Genomic DNA, 19328 nt, shown 5'->3' on the forward strand with positions numbered 1-19328 from the left:
CCTAAGCTATATGAAAATTTTAATGGTTATTCCGGCAGTGGGAAATGTTTATGGCGGTACTACTAAAATTGTTTTGGAATTAGCTCAAGCTGTCGGCAATCTCGGTCATAACGTTGATATTGTCACAACTCCAGCAAATGGCTCGACTAATTTGACTGTACCCCTATATAAATGGATAGATGAGAAAACTTACCGCATTCAATACTTTCCCTACTGGGATATTGCCGATTACAAAATTAGCTTGCCTTTAACTAAATGGTTATTTCAGCACGTAACCGACTACGACTTGGTACATACTAACGCCGTGTTTTCCTATCCAGTTTTACCCGCTTACTGGGCTTGTCAATTTCACAAAATCCCTTACATTATGACTCCGCATGGGATGCTAGAGCCTTGGGCAATGGCTTACAAAGCGCGAAAAAAGCGTTTGTACTACAATTTATTTGAAAAACCAGCACTTCAAAAAGCTGCGGCTATTCAGATAACTGGCTCTCCTGAAGCTAGTAGCATCAAGTCTTACGGTATTGAGACACCAATGATTCTTGTGGCAAATGGGATTCATCGCCACGATTGTGAAACTCTAGTAGATCCAGAGGTGTTTTATCGAGAGTTTCCCCATACTCGCAACAAAACCTTAATTATCTTTCTAGCTAGGATTGACCCCAAGAAAGGCTTAGATTTGCTAGCTAAGGCTTTTAGTCAAGTATACCCTCAGTTTCCCCAGGCTCATGCGATCATTGCAGGTCCTGATAATACTGGTTTTTTACCTACCGTCCAAAACTACTTTGCCGAAGCTGGGTGCTTGGAAGCCGTTACTTTTACTGGAATGCTTACAGGGAAGATTAAACATGCGGCGCTAACAGCGGCAAGTATATATGTCGCACCATCTTACTCTGAAGGATTTAGTATGTCGGTTTTGGAAGGTATGGCGGCAGGTTTACCATGTGTAATCACGGTGGGCTGCAACTTTCCCGAAGCAGGGGAAGCAAAAGCAGCTTATATAGTCAAAGTTGATGCCGATGAGATTGCCCAAAAACTGATTTATTGTCTCAAAAATCCTCAGCCAGCCAGAGAAACAGGCGATCGCGCTCGTCAACTTATCTTTGAACAATACGATTGGAAGCGGGTTGCTACTAAGATAGTTGAGCTTTATACTACTATCGTTAATCAACAGTTTGTTCTTTGAGAAATATCATGATACCTTCAACAATAAAACGAGCTTATTATGTGTTGCTTCAATATCCGATGCGTGCAAATGGTTGGGTTTACAAAAATTTTAAGTGTCCAACGCAAGGATTAAAGGTTCATCTTGGTCCGGGTCAGAAAAATTATCTAAAAGGATGGGTAAATGTAGATGCTAATTTTATTACTACAAAAGTCGATGTGTGGGCTAATCTATTAAACTCTCTACCATTTCGTGACGGTTCAATCGATTTATTTTACTCCCATCATGTAATAGAACACTTGCCTGACTCACATCTACCTAAACATTTTGCGGAAATGCTCAGATGCCTACGTCCTGGTGGAGGGATACGTATAGGCGCACCTAATTTAGGAAATGCTTGTTTTAAATACCTTGAGAAAGATTATGATTGGTTTGATGATTTTCCTGATAAAAGAAAGAGTATGGGTGGAAGATTCACTAACTTTGTTTTTTGTCGAGGAGAACACTTAACGGCTCTAGATGCAAGCTATCTCACTGAACTGGCAGAAGAAACTGGCTTTGTTAATATCAGCTTTTGTATACCTACAAAGGAAACAAGTCTTGTAGATCTAGGAGTCGAGGCAGAGGTTCTATCAAAAGAATGGGAGTCAGATTTTGCCTATCCACACACAATAATTATGGAAGCTAGAAAACCTAAGTAATGCTTGAACAAGTAACCCCGCTCATTCTTACTTTTAACGAAGCATCCAATATCGACCGCACTATTCAGCATCTAAAGTGGGCAAAAGAAATTGTAGTTATTGATAGCTACAGTACAGATCGAACTCTAGAAATATTACAATCTTATCCCCAAGTACAACTATTTCAACGCTCATTCGACACTCATGCAACTCAGTGGAACTATGGGCTAGAACAGGTGAAATCAGAGTGGGTGCTTTCATTAGATGCAGACTATATAGTAACTGATGAATTGCTTGCTGAAATTAAAGAATTACCAGTAGATTTAAAATTAGATAGCTTCTTAATTAATTTTAAATATTGTGTTCTTGGCAAGCCACTACGAGGTACATTACTTCCACCTCGTGTAGCCTTATTTAGAAAAACAAAAGCCATTTATATAGATGATGGACATACTCAGTTACTGCGGGTAGATGGTAATGTTGGTAAGCTTTCATCCTATATTCATCACGACGATCGCAAGTCTCTGAGTCGTTGGCTATGGGCGCAAGATCGATACATGATTATTGAAGCTAAGAAGTTACTAGAAACTCCTACGAGCGAACTTAGTTTTGGCGATCGCATCCGTAAGCAGAAAATTATTGCCCCCTTCTTGATTTTATTTTACTGTTTGATACTTAAACAAGGCATACTAGATGGCTGGGCTGGCTGGTACTATGCCTTTGAGCGAATGCTAGCTGAAACTTTACTTTCGATTCGTCTGATAGAAACTGAGAAGCTGTACAAAGATTAATATTTAATGAATAAACAGTAGTTGATGACGTTTCACTATAAGCGCAAGCAAAACTATTTTTGGTGTTTGGCAGCCTCTGTAATGGTTTTAGCGCTGGTCAGTTTTATTCCTATTAGGTTAGCGATCGCCCAAATAAGTACCCCTTACCCCCAAGCTATTTTCACCTTGGGCGGCGATTTACAGCGAGAAATATTCACTGCCCAATTTGCCAAAATGCACCCCAATCTAGAAGTTTGGGTTTCCTCTGGTACTTCTACTGAGGGGGCAAATTGGGCTTTTAACGTTGCAGAAATTCCCCTCACAAGAGTCCACTTCGATCGCCGTGCGGTTGATACAGTTACAAACTTTACTTCTCTAGTTACTGATTTTAAAAATCGGGGCATTCGACATCTATATTTAATCACTGCTGATTATCATATGCAACGAGCCAAAGCGATCGCAATTCTCATACTCGGCAGTCAAGGTATTGCCTTTACCCCAGTTTCAATTCCCACCGATAAACCTGTCGAACCCTTGTTGCGCCTGCTGCGTGACGTTTTTAGATCCTTACTATGGATATTTATAAGGCGTACGGGAGCTAGTTTAAATCATTAATTTGATTAGCTTGTCTCTAGACGCAATACCAAAAATTTTCGGTAGTCCTCTATAGGAAGTGCGATCGCCCTGACATAGTACCGCTTACTATAAAGTGATAATTATTTGCCTACAATTAAGGAGGAGACTAACACCCTTGAAAATAGCATTAATTTGTGGAGTATCCGGTCAAGATGGAGCGTACTTAGCACAGCTACTCCTCCATAAAGGCTACACCGTTTGCGGAACATCCCGCGATGCTCAGGTATCTTCTTTTTCTAATCTTACGCGCTTAGGGATTCGCGATCACTTGAAGTTAGAATCTGTCGCTCTCAATGATTTTCGGAGCGTATTGCAGGTTCTTGTAAAAATTCAACCAGATGAAGTTTATAATCTAGCTGGACAAACTTCTGTTGGTCTTTCCTTTGAGCAACCCGTAGAAACATTGGAAAGTATCTCGATTGGCACTCTCAACCTACTAGAGGCGATTCGCTTTTTAGGTAAACCAATCAAATTTTACAATGCTGGCTCTAGTGAATGCTTTGGCGATAGTAGCGAGAAACCCGCCGATGAGACTACACCTTTTCGTCCTAGAAGTCCCTACGCTGTGGCTAAAGCAGCCGCTTTTTGGCAAGTTGCTAACTACCGCGAAGCTTACGGTTTATTTGCTTGTTCTGGCATCCTCTACAATCATGATTCTCCTCTGCGTCCCGAACGCTTTGTTACTCAAAAAATTGTCTCCTCAGCTTGCCGTATTGCTCAAGGAAGCCCAGAAAAACTACATTTAGGCAATATTTCTATTCAACGGGATTGGGGGTGGGCGGAGGATTATGTAGAAGCTATGCACCTAATGTTGCAGCAAGACCAGCCAGAGGATTATGTAATTGCCACGGGTGAAAGCTGCTCCTTAGCAGATTTTATTGCCACAGCTTTCGATTGTGTAGGCTTAGATTGGCGGAAGTATGTTGTTAGCGATCCGAGTTTATTTCGTCCTACCGATATTGCTGTTGGTAGAGCTAACCCTGCTAAAGCTAGAGAAAAACTAGGATGGAAAGCAAAACATAAGCTCATTGATGTAGTGCAAATGATGATGCAAGCAAAACAAGCAAATCTAATTAAATAATTGACCTCTGGTCTGCTAAAGTTCGCCATAGAAATAATTTTGGCAACTTCTTCAATGATAAGAATTTTCAAGCGATACTAAGGTCAGTTTAATAAAGGTCACAGATATAGGTTAATGCGTCTAGATAATTATACAGTTGGCACTTACACCCCTGGCGCTTCTCTGTTACAACAACTTCTCTGGTACTTTATTGGATTGCCTCTATTTCGCAGTTATTGGCTACCTACAACTAGCTTTAAAGTTTGGCTTTTACGTTGCTTTGGTGCAAAAAGTGGACAACAAGTAACAATTAAACCCGGCGTACAAGTAAAATTTCCTTGGCGATTGACTGTAGGAGATTACGTGTGGATTGGCGAAAACGCTTGGCTAGATAATGTTGCCCCAATTACGATTGAAAGTCATGTTTGCCTATCTCAAGATGTGTATTTGTGTACGGGAAACCATGATTATAGCGATCGCAATTTTAAACTTATTTCTGCTCCAATTTATATCGAACAAGGTAGCTGGATCGCGGCTCGTGCGGTCGTAGGTCCTGGCGTTATCGTAGGAAAAGGTGCTGTCTTAGCTTTGGCTAGTGTTACTGGGCGCAGCCTCCAACCTATGACTATCTACGCTGGCAACCCTGCTCAACCCTGCAAGCAACGTATAATTTAATACCTATGTTTTTCATTCAACAATTTACAAACTAATAAATAAGGATTAATTGCATTTTAGTATCAGCTTCCAAGCTATAGAGCTTATTTATCTAAAGTAATATGTATGTGCAGTTATATTCCAGGTTCGCTCGCAACAATACAGGCACAAAAATGGACTTCATGCTACCGCGATCTCACTTGGGTCTAGTATCAAAAAAAATACTTTTATCCGTAAAACTACACTTGTCCCAAAAGAAAATGTAAGCTAAATTCCTTGTGTAATTTTTATTATGCCAATTTACTCTTAATTTTTTACTATTTATTGAGTTTTATGAGTTTATAGTTGCATTTTTTGCTTTTTTATGATTTTTCTATATCAAAACAATTTATAATAAACTTCCTATTAAAAGCAGTATTTAGTAAAAATACTGCTGCAAGTCAAAAAATAAGCAGTAAGTAGTAGTAAATATTTATCAGTTCATGAGAACATAATTTAAAAAAATCAAGGGCTGGGAAGTTGCGGATGTTAGAGAAAGATTTGTCAAAACCTGCTCAAACTCAACTAAAGTTAGTAAAGCAAAAAAATGATAATAGAACAGAACTAAGTAATTGTTTTAGACTATCTATTTTTACACAATTTTATCCTCCAGACTATGCAGCTACAGGTCAACTAATTGAAGAATTAGCCGTTCAATTAGGGGAGCTAGGAATAAATGTAAAAGTATTTACAGGACAACCAGGCTATGCTTTCAAAAAAGACTCTGCTCCCTTAAAAGAACGTATAGATAAACTATTAATTAGGCGAAGCCGCACAGCTAGACTTTGGAATTCACGTATTCGCGGTAAAGCCATCAACGGAGTTTTATTTTGTCTGCGATCGGGGTTGCATTTACTTAAAGCGGCAGAAAGAGGAGATATTTTATTAATAACTACCGCGCCACCCTTTCTCCAAGTTTTGGGCTACCTTGCCAACCGTTGCTTTGGTACGCCTTATATATGTCTAATTTATGATTTGTATCCCGATGTCGCTGTTGAACTAAAAGTTGTTTCCGCTAACAATTGGTTAGTGCAAAGCTGGAATTGGTTAAACAAAAAAATTTGGCAGCAAGCCCAAAGTATTGTGGTTTTAAGTTCCACGATGAAAGAGCGAGTGCAAGCCAATTGCCCAGAAGTTAAAGACAAAATTTCTATAATTCATAACTGGGCTAACCCAGATTGGATTATCCCAATTGCCAAACAAGACAACTGGTTTGCCCAAAAACACGACTTAGTAGATAAGTTTACTGTCATGTATTCAGGAAACATGGGGCGCTGCCATGAAATGGATACAATTATGTCTGCCGCCAAACAACTCCAAAATGAGGGCATACAATTTGTATTTATTGGCGGTGGGGCAAAACATCAAATCTGCGTCCAACAAGATTTACCTAATTGCCGATTTTTGCCCTATCAAGAAAAGCACGTTTTGCCTCATTCGCTGACAGCTTGCGATTTATCTTTAGTCAGCATTAGTTCGGGGATGGAAGGATTAGTTGCGCCTAGCAAACTTTATGGTATCTTAGCGGCAGGTCGTCCGGTAGCAGCAATTTGCGAACCTCATTCCTACTTGAATTCGCTGCTATCAGAGGCTAAATGCGGCGCAACCTTTAATAACGGAGATGGAACAGGACTTGCAAAATTTATTCGTCGCCTAGCGCGCGATCGCGAACTAGCTACTAATATGGGTACGGCTGGGCGACGGTATTTAGAGTCTAATTTTACCCCAAAAATAATTGCTCTTGAATACTCAAAATTATTGCGTAAAGCAGTAGGTGAACCGAATCAACCTAGTAGTGAAGCTAAGGAGGCAAATTTTATAGCTAATATTAGTTTTATTCCAGAAACTAATAAAAAAGAAGACATTGAGCGTTAAACTAATTGAAATTTGCAATTAAATACACCAAAAAAAATTTCCTTCACTGGATCGCTAATTAGTGGCTAATTTATGGAAGATCAACAACGAACGCAGCCGTTCAACTTTGAGAAAAATGGCAAACCCTCCCAGCCATCGCTGCCAATTTATGCAAACCCCTTACCAAATAATCCTAATCAATCTGACGACGACGACTTAGATTTGCGGCAGCTAATAACAATAGTGCGCCGCCGGGTGGTGATAATTGGGAGTGTAGCGATCGCTATTGCGGCTAGCGTTGGGTTTTGGACTTTTACTCAAGAACCAAAGTATAGAGGCACGTTCAAACTTTTAGTTGAGCCTGTAACTTCAGAAAATAAATTAGAAGGACTAACGCAAATTCCTGGTGTACCTCCTAATTTGCAGCAAGAAGGCTTAGACTATAGTACGCAAATTCAGGTTTTAGGAAGTCCTGAATTGATGGCTCCAATTGTTAGCCAACTATCTCAGCAATATCCAGATATTGATTACAATTCAATGCTGGAAAATATGACAATTGAACGCTTTGAAAAAACAAAAATTTTAGAAGTCAGCTACCAAGATACCGAACAAGAAAAAATTCAGTTTGTCTTGCAGCAGTTGGCTAAAGATTATTTGAAATACTCTCTCCAAGAGCGGCAAACAAATCTGCGGCAAGGAATTCAGTTTGTAGATTCGCAATTACCCGAATTGCAATTGCGAGTTAATAGCTTGCAAAAACAATTGCAACAATTTAGACAGCAATACAACTTTATAGACCCAGAAGTAAAAGCTGAGCAACTATCTAGGCAAGTAGACAATGTTGAATTGCAGCGATTGGATACGCAAAAAGAACTAGCAGAAACTCGCTCGCTATACGCAAGTTTTCAAGCTCAATCAGGGGAAGCTCTAGCTGATAACCCAGCATTTTACGCTGCTACCAATTCCCAGGAACGCTCGGATACCGCTCAAGCACTCAAAGAAGCTCCCGTATATCAAAAATTAGTAGGTCAACTGCGGGATATAGAAAGTCAAATTGGAGCAGATTCAACAAGATTTCAAGATGACAGCCCAAGTATGGTGGCGCTCCGGGCTAAACGAGAGAATCTGCTGCCAGTATTAAGAGAAGAAGCGCAACGGGTATTAGGCAATAAATTAGTAGAATTAGAAACAAAAATTTCTGGATTAGAAGTACGTTTAGCAGAAATTAGCCAAGCAGAAGATAAATTAAATCAATCGGTCGAGCAATTGCCAACCTTAGCTCGTCAATATACAGACTTGCAAAGAGAATTGAAAGTAGCAACAGAAAGCTTAAACCGATTTTTAGAAAAGCGCGAATCTTTGCAGATTGAAAATGCCCAAAATGAAATTCCCTGGCAAGTAATCGCGGCTCCTAAAGTAGAACAAGAACAAATTTCCCCTAATATTAAGCGCAATTTAGTATTAGGTGCGATCGCCGGAATTATGGCAGGAATGGCGGCGGCGCTGTTGGCAGAAAGACTAGACAACGTCTTCCATACTCCCGAAGACCTCAAAGACTTAACAAAATTGCCGCTATTAGGTATTATTCCTTTTAATAAAGGTCTTAAGCAACTCGCAAGTTTAGCTCAAGCCAAGGTTGAAAAGAAAGCAGAAGGTTATAAATTGGTGTTGCCTACTATGAACAACGCCCAAAATGAATCTTACTTTCCTTTTGTTGAGTCTTTTCGCTCCCTACATACCAATATCAACTTTTTGGGTTCAGATACACCCATAAATTCTTTGGTTGTTAGCTCCGCTCAAAAAGGCGATGGCAAATCTACAGTATCGGTACAACTAGCCCAAGCTGCCGCCGCCATGGGACAAAGAGTGCTACTTGTAGACGCTGATATGCGCCTGCCTCAAGTGCATTCGCGCTTAGGTTTGCCCAACGAACAGGGACTAAGCAACATTATTTCCACCAATTTACCTGTATACGAGGCAATTCAGCGATCGCCTTTATGGGAAAACTTGTTTGTAATCACTTCAGGGCAAATTCCCCCCGACCCAATTAAGCTGCTCTCCTCCAAAAAGATGCAGAATATTATGGCGGAATTACGGAGTGAATTTGACTTGGTTATTTACGATACCCCACCGATTCTAGGACTTGCCGATAGCAGTATAGTCGCAACTCACACCGCCGGAATTGTACTGGTAGTCAGGATGGGTAAAACTGACCGGAATGTGGTTAGACAAGCAATTGACGACTTAAAACTTTCTCGCGCCAATGTCTTGGGTCTAGTAGTTAATGGTGTGAAAAAACATAGTGGTAATGCGTACAATTACTACTACTACAAAGCACGTACTCCCAGCGTTAATTCATGAACCATTAAGTAAAGTGAAATACAAACCTGATTCGCGCCACTTGCTACTAATAGCACTAGCTTTAAGCATACTAGGTAAGGATATTAAAGTATCTGCTATGCCTGTGAGTAACTCGTGGCAGCAGCTTGTTAGCCGCAGCTTGCCGCCTGGACGGGCAATCCGTTTACCATCGCAAAATTGGTTCATAGCTCGTATCGGTCAGCCCGATCGTCGGTACATCCAAGTTACTCCCGCAAGTCAGTCTAGTAGTCTAACTGTCACTATATTTAACTGCCCTGAACAAATAGAATCTTGTTTAGTAGCGAGTGTAGCTGTAAGCGATCGCAAATTAGTTAGGGAAACAACAGAATTAAAAAAATATCAATCAGCCGCTACACCCATTGCCTTAGCTAAGAATTTGCGCGGTTATTTACTAACAAGTCGCGAATTTTCGTCAATCATGTGGGAGCAACAAGGGCAAGTTTATACGGTTAAACAAGCATCGCCGCTAAACTTAGTTGTAATGGCAAAAGAAGTCGCCAATGCTTCACCAACTAGCAGTACAAAAGCATTGAGTGCGATCGCTAGTGGAGGGTTAAAAACACCCCAGCAATTATTAGCACAATCAACATCAAAACCCCAAAAGCAGTCGCCTTTAGCCACTCGTCATCCAGTATTGACCACCGCCGAGCAGCTAAATCAAGGAGAAGTTTTAGTTAATTTACGTTACCGCCAATCTTTTCCATCGGGTAATGCAGCAGATACGGGCTTAACAGGTCAGCCAACTGTTGGCATTACTTGGGGCGTAACAGATAATTTAGAACTAACGGTAGATGCTCAAACTGTTGACAATTCAGGTCCCGGTCGTCAAGGCAGCTTTGATGTCAAAAGAATTAACGCCGATGACACTAGCCCTAATTTCTTTCAAGAAATTACTTTTCAAGGCAAGCAAAGAATCTGGGAAAATCAATCTGAGACTCAATCATTGAGCGGAGCTATCTCTTTTTCTACAGGGTTGCAAGGACGACCTTACCGATTTACCGATGCCACAACGGGAGCAATCGCTAGCCAAGGTAGAAATAGCGGACTTGTTACTTCCCTGGAATTACCTTATACAATTTCTCCGAGCGATCGCTTGCAGTTTACAGTATCTCCAAAACTTGCTTTTTTACCCAATAGCCACGCCCTTTATTTCAGCACTCCACCTGTTAGCGATCCTGGCTCCTTTGGCACAACTTTTGGTGTAGCTGGGGGTGTAACTTATCGCGTATTACCCCGGCTTGTACTCTGGGGCGATGCTTTTGTCCCTTTTACAGGCAATAACTCAATTAATCGCGAAACTGGGCAACCTGCTCGTACCGTTGCTTTTAATGCGGGCTTGCGCTACCTAGTCAATCCTCGCTTAGCAACCGATTTATTTGTTTCTAATACTTTAGGCAATACCGGAGCAATGTCCTTAGTAGGTGATCGCGCCTATACTTCTTTGGGTGTGGGCGTAACATTTTTACCAGGAGTTACAGGTGCCAATCGCAGCTATGCTCAAAGTGGCACAACCCAAGAGCCTCCACCTAGCAGCAGCGCCGGATTTGCCTTTTTAGACGGCGGTACGGTGGCAAATCAGCAAGCTGTCCTCAATCTCACGGGTGGAAACCAAGGAATATTAACTTCCTTGCGCTACGGGCTTCTAGATGACTTAGAATTTGGAGTTTTTCTTAATTACGTTTCTGGCATCATCGACGAATCGGAATTCGGGTTTAGTGGCAAAATTAGATTTCTCCATCAAGCCGATGGCGATCCTTTTACTTTTAGCGGTGTAGCCACTTTAGCCCGCTCGAACAACGTGCTAGTCAACCTCATCAATGACAATCGCAATGAATTCGAGCAAAGAGGTTTAGATAAAGGCGGGTTTGCTTTTAGCAACGAAAGGGATGGTGAGTTATTTATTATTACTCTTTCTGCACCCCTACATTATCAATTTAATAGTGGTAACGCTGTTTGGCTAACTCCTACCTTGGGATTTATTCAACGCAATGGCTTACAAATTGCTGGGTTCAATTTTGGTGGCTCCTTAGCGTTAAATAGAGACTTAGATGCGATCGCCGAAGCCGGAATCAATTTCACTAGCGACGGTAATGCTTTTACGGGGGACAACTTAGAAAATGCTATTCCTTGGACTGTGGGCTTGCGCTGGCAACCTGGTGTTTCCGCCAATACCCCCCAACTAGAAGCGTATTTAACTAACCGAGTAGGTTCGTCACCTTTTGAAACTTTACGAGTCCGAGCAGATAACGATCTAGCTATTGGGGTCGGTGTAGTGTTACCAGTTCAGTTTTAAACCATGAGCCGCGCCCCTTGGACACCTCTCCATGCCAGTTTGCACCGTACCTTGAGAGCGCGCCATCTCTTACCCAAAAACCAACGTTTGCTAGTTGCTGTTTCTGGGGGACAAGATTCTTTATGTTTAATCAAACTCTTACTAGACTTACAACCTAAATGGGGGTGGACGCTGGCGATCGCCCACTGCAACCATCTCTGGCGCACCGATTCTCATGCCAACGCCCTTCATGTCGAAAATCTGGCTTGCACTTGGGCAGTCCCCTATTACGGCACTACTGCGACTCGTTCCTTACCTAGCGAAGCCGCCGCCAGACAATGGCGTTACGCGGCTTTGAGTGAAGTCGCCAAAGCTCACAATTATCCTTACATTGTTACTGGGCATACTAGCAGCGATCGGGCGGAGACATTGCTCTACAACTTAATTCGTGGTAGCGGAGCCGATGGCTTGCAAGCGCTCTCGTGGCAGCGCACTCTCGATTGTGGGCTACACCTAATCCGCCCCTTACTTCAAATTCAAAGATCTGCCACCGCTCAATTTTGCCAAACTATGCAGTTGCCAGTTTGGGAAGATAGCACCAATCAAAACTTACAATACGCCCGTAACCGCATTCGCCACGAATTACTGCCGTACTTGCACAAATTTAACCCCCAAGTAGAAATCGCCCTAGCCCAAACCGCCGAACTCTTGCAAGCTGAAGTAGAGTATTTAGAATTTGCCGCCCAGCAATTGCACGAACAAGCTCGTCACCCCCAAGAGCCACTAAAACTGAGTTGTCAAGTATTGCAAGCTTCGCCTTTAGCTTTACAACGTCGAGTTTTGCGCCAAATTCTGATTCAATCTAGCGATCGCAGTCCTAACTTCGAGCAAATCGAGAAATTAGTCTTGCTCATTTCTGCCCCCAATCGCACCCAAACCGATCCCTTTCCGGGAGGAGCCTTAGCTAGAGTAGAAAATGGCTGGCTCTGCTTAATTCCACCCTAAGCAACACTACTTAATAACTTCTCCCGAATTTGCTCTACTTGAATTTGCTCGTCAGGAACTTGCAAATGCTCAATATTAGCAGAAATTGCCTCTAGTTTCTGCTTCAATCCATCCACATTATCTTGAACAGGTTGGAGCATTTCTTGGTAAAGATTCACTTTACCCCAACACTGCGCTGTAGCTGCCGCTTGAGAGTGGAAGTTTTCCTCCAACTCTCGCAATTGGTGACGAGATGTTTCCTCGGCGCTAGTGTGGCGGAGGACATCCTCTTGCAATTGCTGCCTATGCGCCCCTAACTGAGTAATTTCATCTTCCAGCTTTTGCAGTTCTTTTGCTTGTTGCTGCTTTAGTGCGTCGATTTGCACGAGAATCGGACTCAAATCAATTTTATAATCTTCCTGTCTATTGGCTGGAGTGATTCCTTGTCGCCGCCACAATACTGACTGATGCTGATTTAAAACTTGTTTGCGCTCTTGCAAGTTTTGGCGCTGACCGACTAAAGTTTGATTCAAAAATTCGTAAGTATCCCTTTCGTCAGCTAGTTCCGTTTCTAGGTTAAACAAATCACTGTCACTAGCTTGGCTCAACTTCCCTTGCAACTCATCAATAATTTGCTGTAAAAGTCTGAGTTCTTCCTCTTGATCGTTAACAAAACGGGAAGCACCTTCCAAATCTCTTTGCAAATCTTGGATTGTTTGCTGTAGTTGGTCTAAAGACATATTCTCCAGCGCCTCCAAATTTACATTTGGAGCGCTACTGGAATCAGCAGGCTCGACCAACCTCTGGAGTTGGTGATAAACTTCCTCTTGCTTGCGTAACTTGATGCCAAGAATTTGCGCGGCTTCTTGTTTGTTGTTTAATGCAGATTTTTGGATTTGAGATTCTATTAGTACCTCTGCCAAAGACTTTCGAGCTTGCTCCCACTCTGCTTGACGGCTAGTCAACATTGACTTAAGACTATCTACTTCTCCCTGCTGGCGTTCGGCATCTGCAAGTTGTTGCTCAAATTGTTGCCAGTGGTAGCTCAAAATATTTTGTTGATTATTGACTGTTTCCGTAGAGACAATTAGCTGTTCTTTTAAAGCAGCTTTGGAAGCTACACTACTCGTTAGCAGAGAGAACAATTGTTGCAACTGCTGCTTCGTCCCATCGTCTAACACCGTACCTTGCTGCTCTTCCAAGCGGCGCTGTTCCCCCCGCAATTGTTCCCAAGCACCTTCTAGGTCGCTGCGATTGCGCTCGACTTCTGCTTGCAGTTGTTCGACATTATTTTGAGCGGTAGCAAAGGCTTGTTTCTGGACTTCTAGACGCGCAAAGTCTTCCTCTATATGTTGGATCTCATCTAGCCGCCCCTCCAATTCCGTGTTGCGGCGATTTAACTCCTCACTTTGATAGGTTAAAGACTGCTTCCATTGCTCAATTTCTTCTTCTTGACCTTTAGCTTTTTCCATCTGGCGGGAAAAACTTTGCAAAATTCCCACCAATGGGCGACCAGCCTCGCGGATTTGCTGGGCTTGCCTATTAGCATTTAAGTCAGCTAAGACTAACACCCCAACATTAAAGTTATTGGCTTCCTCTGCTGAAATCGCTTCCTCTCCCTGTACGGCAGCCCAACTTTGATCTGGCCGTTGATAAGCAAGCAATTTTAATTCCGCCTTGGCGGCTCCCATGAACCCAGTTTTACTTTTTTGCTTTTGTACTTCTGCTAAATACAGCACACCAATCGCCCTCTTAAATATACCTATTGCCCAATCTTGGGGCTAAACCTTACCTAAAAAATTGTTTAATCCGTCCGCATTAAACTTAGTTGACAAACAAAACAAAGAAGTTTTTCTCTTTCTATTTTGGCTTGCAGACTACTTAAGCAAAACTGTCTTGCTTCTATTTTGGACTGACTGAGACAAGGAGTGCTACTAAATAAACTCTAAAACTACTGAACGTGCGAATTATTTGTTACATATTAGCCCGCCGTAAGCTCCAAGCAACTGAGTAAGGTAACTGAGCCTAAGTTAAGCTGACCCTGTGCTTATATAGAGAAACAATTTAATTGTCTCTCCGGTTGCTCCTGTTGCCCGATCTTACTGATTTTTTGCTTTGTATCAATACTAATCGTTAAATACATAAAACCTTAAATATTTTTTACTTGCATGGAGACATTCTTCTCTATTCTGGGGCAGAATCACCTCAGACACTAACAGCGATTGAAGTAATGAGACTTATTAGTTGAATGCAAGGCAACCTAAATGAAATTGATATCCGCAGTATCCTACAGTTGATTGAGTTAGGTTAGCGGACTGGCGAATTGTTTGTCGAAGCGTATAGCAGCAGCCCTACTCCAAATCAAGGGATCGATCCAAGCTTAGGATTACACAGTTCTCCATCTTTGCCAACTTGCTCTTGGTTTGTCTTTTTCCTCAATGGTCAAATTATATATGCCAGCAATCGCAGTACCAATTTATTTCGCCTGCGTGACTACCTGCGTCGCTATTAAGTTGAACCAATGCTTGCCTACTTCTACCTCCAATCATTTGCAACAGTGTACCGATAGTAAAACCTCATTAGGGCAACTAGCCCCCTATCTCAACCGCGCTCCTGTAACCGTTACTAAACCAATTTATCCGTCTAAACAGGCTGAGTGCGCTCCGTCTCTTTAGTATCTTTTGGCACACGCCGATCGTGGTAATGCGCGATCGCGCTCTCTTTATTCAAAGGATCGAAGCGTGAATGCTGGAGGCTACAGACTACTTAATTGCCCCGATTACCGAACACAAATTATTGACGTTACTAGAAAAATATCTAAATTTCCGTAGCATTATTGACTCCTCAATTGGTCTTAAATAAATTACTTGAACAATAAATATCTAGTCTTAGTTATGCTCTCCGTACATTCACCGATACAAAAGCTTGGTTTTACCTACTTCGAGCTAGTTCTCCGTGAATTTTCGCTTGGATACATAGCCCCGGTAGCGTTAAGTTTATTTTGTAGTTTATTCAAAGACCCTAGCTTAAATCTTTATCAAAGCTGAGAACTCGCTTTAAACCTCAAGTATTTAATTTGTAGTTTTTCAACTTTTCTAAAATGCTTTATTTACACGTCATCCGCATTATTACTTGAAAATACGATGAAATAAAAGTCTATATAAAAATTAGCTTGCACAATTTCATTGTTACTATTTAGTCAAAAAGTAACCATTCAAGCCGTCAGATACTTAAATTGATTAAATGTTATTAGGATAAACCATGGTAGTTCGTCCCCAGACGAGGGCGTTTGAACCAAAAGGCAAATTAGCAATTATGAGTACAGTTTTAGTTGTAGAAGATAGTATTACCCAAAGAGAGATGATTACCGATCTGCTCAAAGGTAGTGGTTTGATAGTAGCGATCGCTACCGATGGCATGGAAGCTTTGGAACAAATCAAAACTTTTCGTCCAGATATAGTAGTTTTAGATATTGTCATGCCCAGAATGAATGGCTACGAAGTTTGCCGTCGGCTGAAAACCGATCCCAAAACCCAAGGCGTACCCGTAGTCATGTGTTCCTCTAAAGGCGAAGAATTCGATCGCTACTGGGGGATGAAGCAAGGCGCAGATGCCTATATCGTCAAACCGTTTCAACCAAAAGAATTGGTAGGAACAGTCAAACAATTACTCCGAGGTTAAAAACGAGGTACATGATGGAAGCTAATTCCTTAACCAGTAGCCCAAAGCAACATCTAACGGAGTTTCAAGACTTAGAAAGCAAAGAAGGCGAACTATACCTGCGTTTTTACGTTGCTTCAGAGCGAGAATTTGCTCTGCCAGCAACCGTAGTCCGCGAAGTAATTTCCACCCCTTTAGATCGAATTACACCCATTCCCAACGCACCTTATGCGCTTTTAGGGACGCTAAACTTACGCGGTAGAGTAATTTGGGTAGCGGACCTTGGTTACTTCCTAAATGAGCCAAATGCTTTAAATACAGAACGAGCGGAAATTTCTGTAATTGCCGTTGAAGACCAAGACACAATGGTCGGATTAGCCGTCGATCGCATCGTCGGCATGGAATGGTTAGACGTAGAAGAAGTAAAACAAAAAAATATTCCAGACAGTACAGCGAAATTATTCGTGCGGGGTGAATGGATGCTAGATGAGCTTACCAATAAAAACCTGCAACTGCTGGATCAAAAAGCAATCATACAAAGCGAGCTATGGCTAGCATGAAATCTCAGCAAGCAGAGGGGCAAATGACATCAAGCAACGATCGCGAACAAGAATATCAAGCAGCACAAAAAGCTTATATTCAAGGCAACTATCCAGAAGCGGCAACCCTAGTTGACCGTTTAGTCGAGCATTTTCCAGCTGATCCTAGCAGCCGATTGTTGCGGGGTCACATCTACTGCATTTTAGAGCAGTACAACGTCGCTAGAGAACAATATCAAGAAGTCATGCACTTAACTGGTGACCAAGACTTGGTTGATTGCGCTAATAGCGGTCTGGAAGCTGTTAATCAGTACGAAATTCAAGAATCTTCGCCAAACAGTTTTGCTTCTCAAGAACAAGAATTAGAAAATACTTTTCTAACTCTTGGTTCAGAGTCGCAAAGTATATCCTCGCAACAGCCAGTACCGTTAGCCGCAGATTTTACCAATCCTACTAGCTTTGACTTTGGCAACGACAGTATTTTAGAGGAACCTTTCAGTAATTTGGATAACGCTGATCTAGCCAGCAACCAATTCCAAACTTCTGCCAATCCCTTCGATTGGCAAAGCTCCCAAGCGGAAGATGAAGACACTTCCCACTTGCCTGCTCCTAACTCCACCGAGGAGCCTTTTGGAATTGGCGCAAAGGACAATTTCTTAGAATTATCGCCAGACGATAGTAGTAAAGACCAAGCTTTCTTAGTTGCGGGCAAGTCGTCTCCAGATACCTCATCTCAAGAAGTCGCCTTCGAGCAGTTTGATTTGCTCGACTCCCAAGCAAGGGAGAATATTGCCGAAAGTGACGACCAAGACTACTTAGCAACCAATTCAAACCAAAATGGATTTTTAAGCCAAAACGGTTCTCATACAGTACCAGACATGGCTGCAAATCCTGCAAGTTTTGATGAGAATATTAATTACTTAGAAGCGAGTCAAGTCAATCAAACTAATGCTCCTGGGTTGAATACGCTCTATGGAGATGTGGACGAAATTGATTCCTATTCAGGAGATTCGTCTTCTCTTGAAGATATGTCAGGTCCGCTTTTACTTCCAGATGATGATGATGAATCAAGCAGTGGTTTTTTCCTGCCTGAAACAACAACGGAGGAAGAAAACGAAGTATTTAGCATCAATAATTCCCCTGTAAGCACAAACTACTCGCAAGATACTTCAGGGACAGATAACAGCCCAAGCAACTCCAATGAAAAAGACAGCTTGTTAAATCTTTGGAACAATGCTGATTCTGAGCAGAAACCATTTTTAACGGCTCTAACTGTAGGATTTGTCTCCACTTTAGTAGTTGCGGCTGTTACTCTCGGCGGGCAATTATTATCGCCAGTTAATAGTCGCGCTGCTGTGCGTAATAGTGGTTTAGCGATGGCGGCGGCGGCTGGACTTGCTGGTTTTGCGACGACTAAAGTCATGGAAGGTAAATCGGCAAAACATCGCAGCCAGACAACCAAGGATCTAAAAGCCCAGTTTGAAGTGCTGCGTACGGGTAATTTTAATGCCCAAGCTACTATTTATTCCCAAGATGAATTTGGTTTATTAGCTACTAACTTCAACGAAATGGTCAAAGGGCTATCGCAGACCACTGGTGAAGCGCAACGCAAAGCTCAAGAGCAAGAACAAGCCAAAGAAGAATTACAACGTCAAGTAATTCGGCTTTTGGATGATGTAGAAGGAGCCGCCCGTGGTGACTTGACCGTCCAAGCAGAAGTTAGTGCTGATGTCTTGGGAGCCGTTGCCGACTCCTTTAACTTGACAATTCATAATCTCCGCGAAATTATTCAACAAGTAAAAACTGCCGCCCAGCAAGTAAATAAAGGTGCAACAGATAGCGAATCTTTTGCCCGCGATTTATCTTCTGATGCCTTGCGCCAAGCCGAGCAATTAGCCGTCACCCTAAATTCGGTACAAGTGCTAACTGACGCGATTCAACGGGTAGCAGAGAGCGCGAAAGAAGCAGAAACCGTTGCTCGTTCTGCCTCCGCTACTGCCCAAAAAGGTGGTGAAGCGGTAGATCGGACAGTAGAGGGGATTATGGAAATCCGCCAAACGGTGGCAGAAACAACGCGCAAAGTAAAGAGACTTGCAGAATCATCGCAAGAAATATCAAAAATTGTCGCCCTGATCTCGCAAATTGCCTCTAGAACCAATTTACTAGCCCTTAATGCCAGTATTGAGGCAGCAAGAGCCGGAGAAGCTGGACGAGGATTTGCGATCGTCGCCGATGAAGTCCGCCAACTAGCCGATCGCGTTGCCAAAGCACTTAAAGAGATCGAGCAAATCGTTAGACAAATCCAAAGCGAAACAGGTTCAGTAATGACAGCGATGGAAGAAGGCACTCAACAAGTTATTCAAGGAACTAACTTAGCCGAGCAAGCTAAGAAGTCTCTCAACGATATCGTTCAAGTATCAAATCGAATTGATACCCTAGTGCGTTCAATTACGGCAGATACGGTGCAGCAAACTGAGACTTCCCGTCAAGTTGCCTCCGTAGTGCAATCGGTAGAATTAACTGCTCAAGAAACTTCTCAAGAAGCACAGCGCGTTTCTGGCTCCTTGCAAAGTTTGGCAGGAGTTGCCGGCGACTTGCTGACCTCTGTTGAGCGCTTCCGGGTGTAATGCTAC

14 protein-coding genes and 1 pseudogene are annotated in these 19328 nt (G+C 42.3%); 14 read left to right on the forward strand and 1 reads right to left on the reverse strand.

Features of this window, described 5'->3' with window-relative positions; genetic code table 11:
• The first annotated feature begins 10 nt into the window (after positions 1-10).
• The 10 genes from AC2VE5_RS04130 (at position 11) to tilS (ending at position 12517) form a co-directional block, all read left to right on the forward strand.
• Positions 11-1186 carry a glycosyltransferase gene (locus tag AC2VE5_RS04130; protein WP_486886510.1) on the forward strand — a complete coding sequence of 392 codons (1176 nt, stop codon included), beginning with the start codon at positions 11-13 and terminating at the stop codon, positions 1184-1186.
• An 8-nt stretch (positions 1187-1194) separates the two neighbouring features.
• Positions 1195-1866 (forward strand): class I SAM-dependent methyltransferase, encoded by a 672-nt coding sequence (locus tag AC2VE5_RS04135; protein ID WP_486886511.1) that lies wholly within the window; start codon positions 1195-1197, stop codon positions 1864-1866.
• Entirely contained in the window at positions 1866-2636 is a 771-nt protein-coding gene (locus AC2VE5_RS04140; RefSeq protein WP_486886512.1) for a glycosyltransferase family 2 protein, read from the forward strand. The genes AC2VE5_RS04135 and AC2VE5_RS04140 overlap by 1 nt, the downstream gene beginning before the upstream one ends.
• A 24-nt stretch (positions 2637-2660) precedes the next feature.
• Positions 2661-3230 (forward strand): YdcF family protein, encoded by a 570-nt coding sequence (locus tag AC2VE5_RS04145; RefSeq protein WP_486886513.1) that lies wholly within the window; start codon positions 2661-2663, stop codon positions 3228-3230.
• A gap of 136 nt (positions 3231-3366) precedes the next feature.
• Positions 3367-4332, forward strand: a complete 966-nt coding sequence (locus tag AC2VE5_RS04150; protein ID WP_486886514.1) for a GDP-mannose 4,6-dehydratase — start codon at positions 3367-3369, stop codon at positions 4330-4332.
• Positions 4333-4446: 114 nt separating this feature from the next.
• Positions 4447-4986, forward strand: coding sequence for a WcaF family extracellular polysaccharide biosynthesis acetyltransferase (locus AC2VE5_RS04155; RefSeq protein WP_486886515.1), 540 nt, complete (start codon positions 4447-4449; stop codon positions 4984-4986).
• 504 nt (positions 4987-5490) lie between these two features.
• On the forward strand, positions 5491-6879 hold the full coding sequence (locus AC2VE5_RS04160; protein ID WP_486886516.1) for a glycosyltransferase family 4 protein: 1389 nt from the start codon (positions 5491-5493) through the stop codon (positions 6877-6879).
• Between the two features lie 72 nt (positions 6880-6951).
• The gene (locus AC2VE5_RS04165; protein WP_486886517.1) at positions 6952-9219 is read left to right on the forward strand and encodes a GumC family protein; all 2268 of its coding nucleotides are present in this window, start codon (positions 6952-6954) and stop codon (positions 9217-9219) included.
• Positions 9167-11533, forward strand: coding sequence for a hypothetical protein (locus AC2VE5_RS04170; RefSeq protein WP_486886518.1), 2367 nt, complete (start codon positions 9167-9169; stop codon positions 11531-11533). The genes AC2VE5_RS04165 and AC2VE5_RS04170 overlap by 53 nt, the downstream gene beginning before the upstream one ends.
• A gap of 3 nt (positions 11534-11536) precedes the next feature.
• Positions 11537-12517, forward strand: coding sequence for a tRNA lysidine(34) synthetase TilS (gene tilS / locus AC2VE5_RS04175; protein ID WP_486886519.1), 981 nt, complete (start codon positions 11537-11539; stop codon positions 12515-12517).
• On the opposite strand, the gene hmpF is transcribed toward tilS, so the two are convergent.
• Complete coding sequence (hmpF, locus tag AC2VE5_RS04180) at positions 12514-14235, reverse strand: pilus motility taxis protein HmpF (RefSeq protein WP_486886520.1); 1722 nt, start codon at positions 14233-14235, stop codon at positions 12514-12516. The two genes, tilS and hmpF, sit on opposite strands and share 4 nt — an antisense overlap.
• A gap of 509 nt (positions 14236-14744) precedes the next feature.
• Between hmpF and AC2VE5_RS04185 the strand changes: the two are divergent.
• The 4 genes and pseudogenes from AC2VE5_RS04185 to AC2VE5_RS04200 all read left to right on the forward strand — a co-directional run.
• Positions 14745-15005: pseudogene (locus AC2VE5_RS04185) on the forward strand (DUF4388 domain-containing protein); the annotation flags it as partial.
• A gap of 806 nt (positions 15006-15811) precedes the next feature.
• On the forward strand, positions 15812-16177 hold the full coding sequence (locus tag AC2VE5_RS04190; RefSeq protein ID WP_486886543.1) for a response regulator transcription factor: 366 nt from the start codon (positions 15812-15814) through the stop codon (positions 16175-16177).
• Between the two features lie 14 nt (positions 16178-16191).
• Positions 16192-16716 carry a chemotaxis protein CheW gene (locus AC2VE5_RS04195; RefSeq protein ID WP_486886544.1) on the forward strand — a complete coding sequence of 175 codons (525 nt, stop codon included), beginning with the start codon at positions 16192-16194 and terminating at the stop codon, positions 16714-16716.
• A complete protein-coding gene (locus AC2VE5_RS04200; protein WP_486886545.1) occupies positions 16713-19322 on the forward strand; it encodes a methyl-accepting chemotaxis protein in 2610 nt (869 codons plus the stop codon). Before AC2VE5_RS04195 ends, AC2VE5_RS04200 begins: the two co-directional genes overlap by 4 nt.
• Positions 19323-19328: the final 6 nt, after the last annotated feature.

The organism is Aliterella sp. E5.1, assembly GCF_057473825.1.

Coding starts and splice junctions, on each gene's coding strand:
- AC2VE5_RS04190 (WP_486886543.1), top strand. CDS start 15,812: ATGAGTACAGTTTTAGTTGTAGAAGATAGTATTACCCAAAGAGAGATG.
- AC2VE5_RS04135 (WP_486886511.1), top strand. CDS start 1,195: ATGATACCTTCAACAATAAAACGAGCTTATTATGTGTTGCTTCAATAT.
- AC2VE5_RS04200 (WP_486886545.1), top strand. CDS start 16,713: ATGAAATCTCAGCAAGCAGAGGGGCAAATGACATCAAGCAACGATCGC.
- AC2VE5_RS04165 (WP_486886517.1), top strand. CDS start 6,952: ATGGAAGATCAACAACGAACGCAGCCGTTCAACTTTGAGAAAAATGGC.
- AC2VE5_RS04195 (WP_486886544.1), top strand. CDS start 16,192: ATGGAAGCTAATTCCTTAACCAGTAGCCCAAAGCAACATCTAACGGAG.
- AC2VE5_RS04140 (WP_486886512.1), top strand. CDS start 1,866: ATGCTTGAACAAGTAACCCCGCTCATTCTTACTTTTAACGAAGCATCC.
- AC2VE5_RS04145 (WP_486886513.1), top strand. CDS start 2,661: ATGACGTTTCACTATAAGCGCAAGCAAAACTATTTTTGGTGTTTGGCA.
- AC2VE5_RS04170 (WP_486886518.1), top strand. CDS start 9,167: ATGCGTACAATTACTACTACTACAAAGCACGTACTCCCAGCGTTAATT.
- AC2VE5_RS04160 (WP_486886516.1), top strand. CDS start 5,491: ATGTTAGAGAAAGATTTGTCAAAACCTGCTCAAACTCAACTAAAGTTA.
- tilS (WP_486886519.1), top strand. CDS start 11,537: ATGAGCCGCGCCCCTTGGACACCTCTCCATGCCAGTTTGCACCGTACC.
- AC2VE5_RS04130 (WP_486886510.1), top strand. CDS start 11: ATGAAAATTTTAATGGTTATTCCGGCAGTGGGAAATGTTTATGGCGGT.
- AC2VE5_RS04155 (WP_486886515.1), top strand. CDS start 4,447: ATGCGTCTAGATAATTATACAGTTGGCACTTACACCCCTGGCGCTTCT.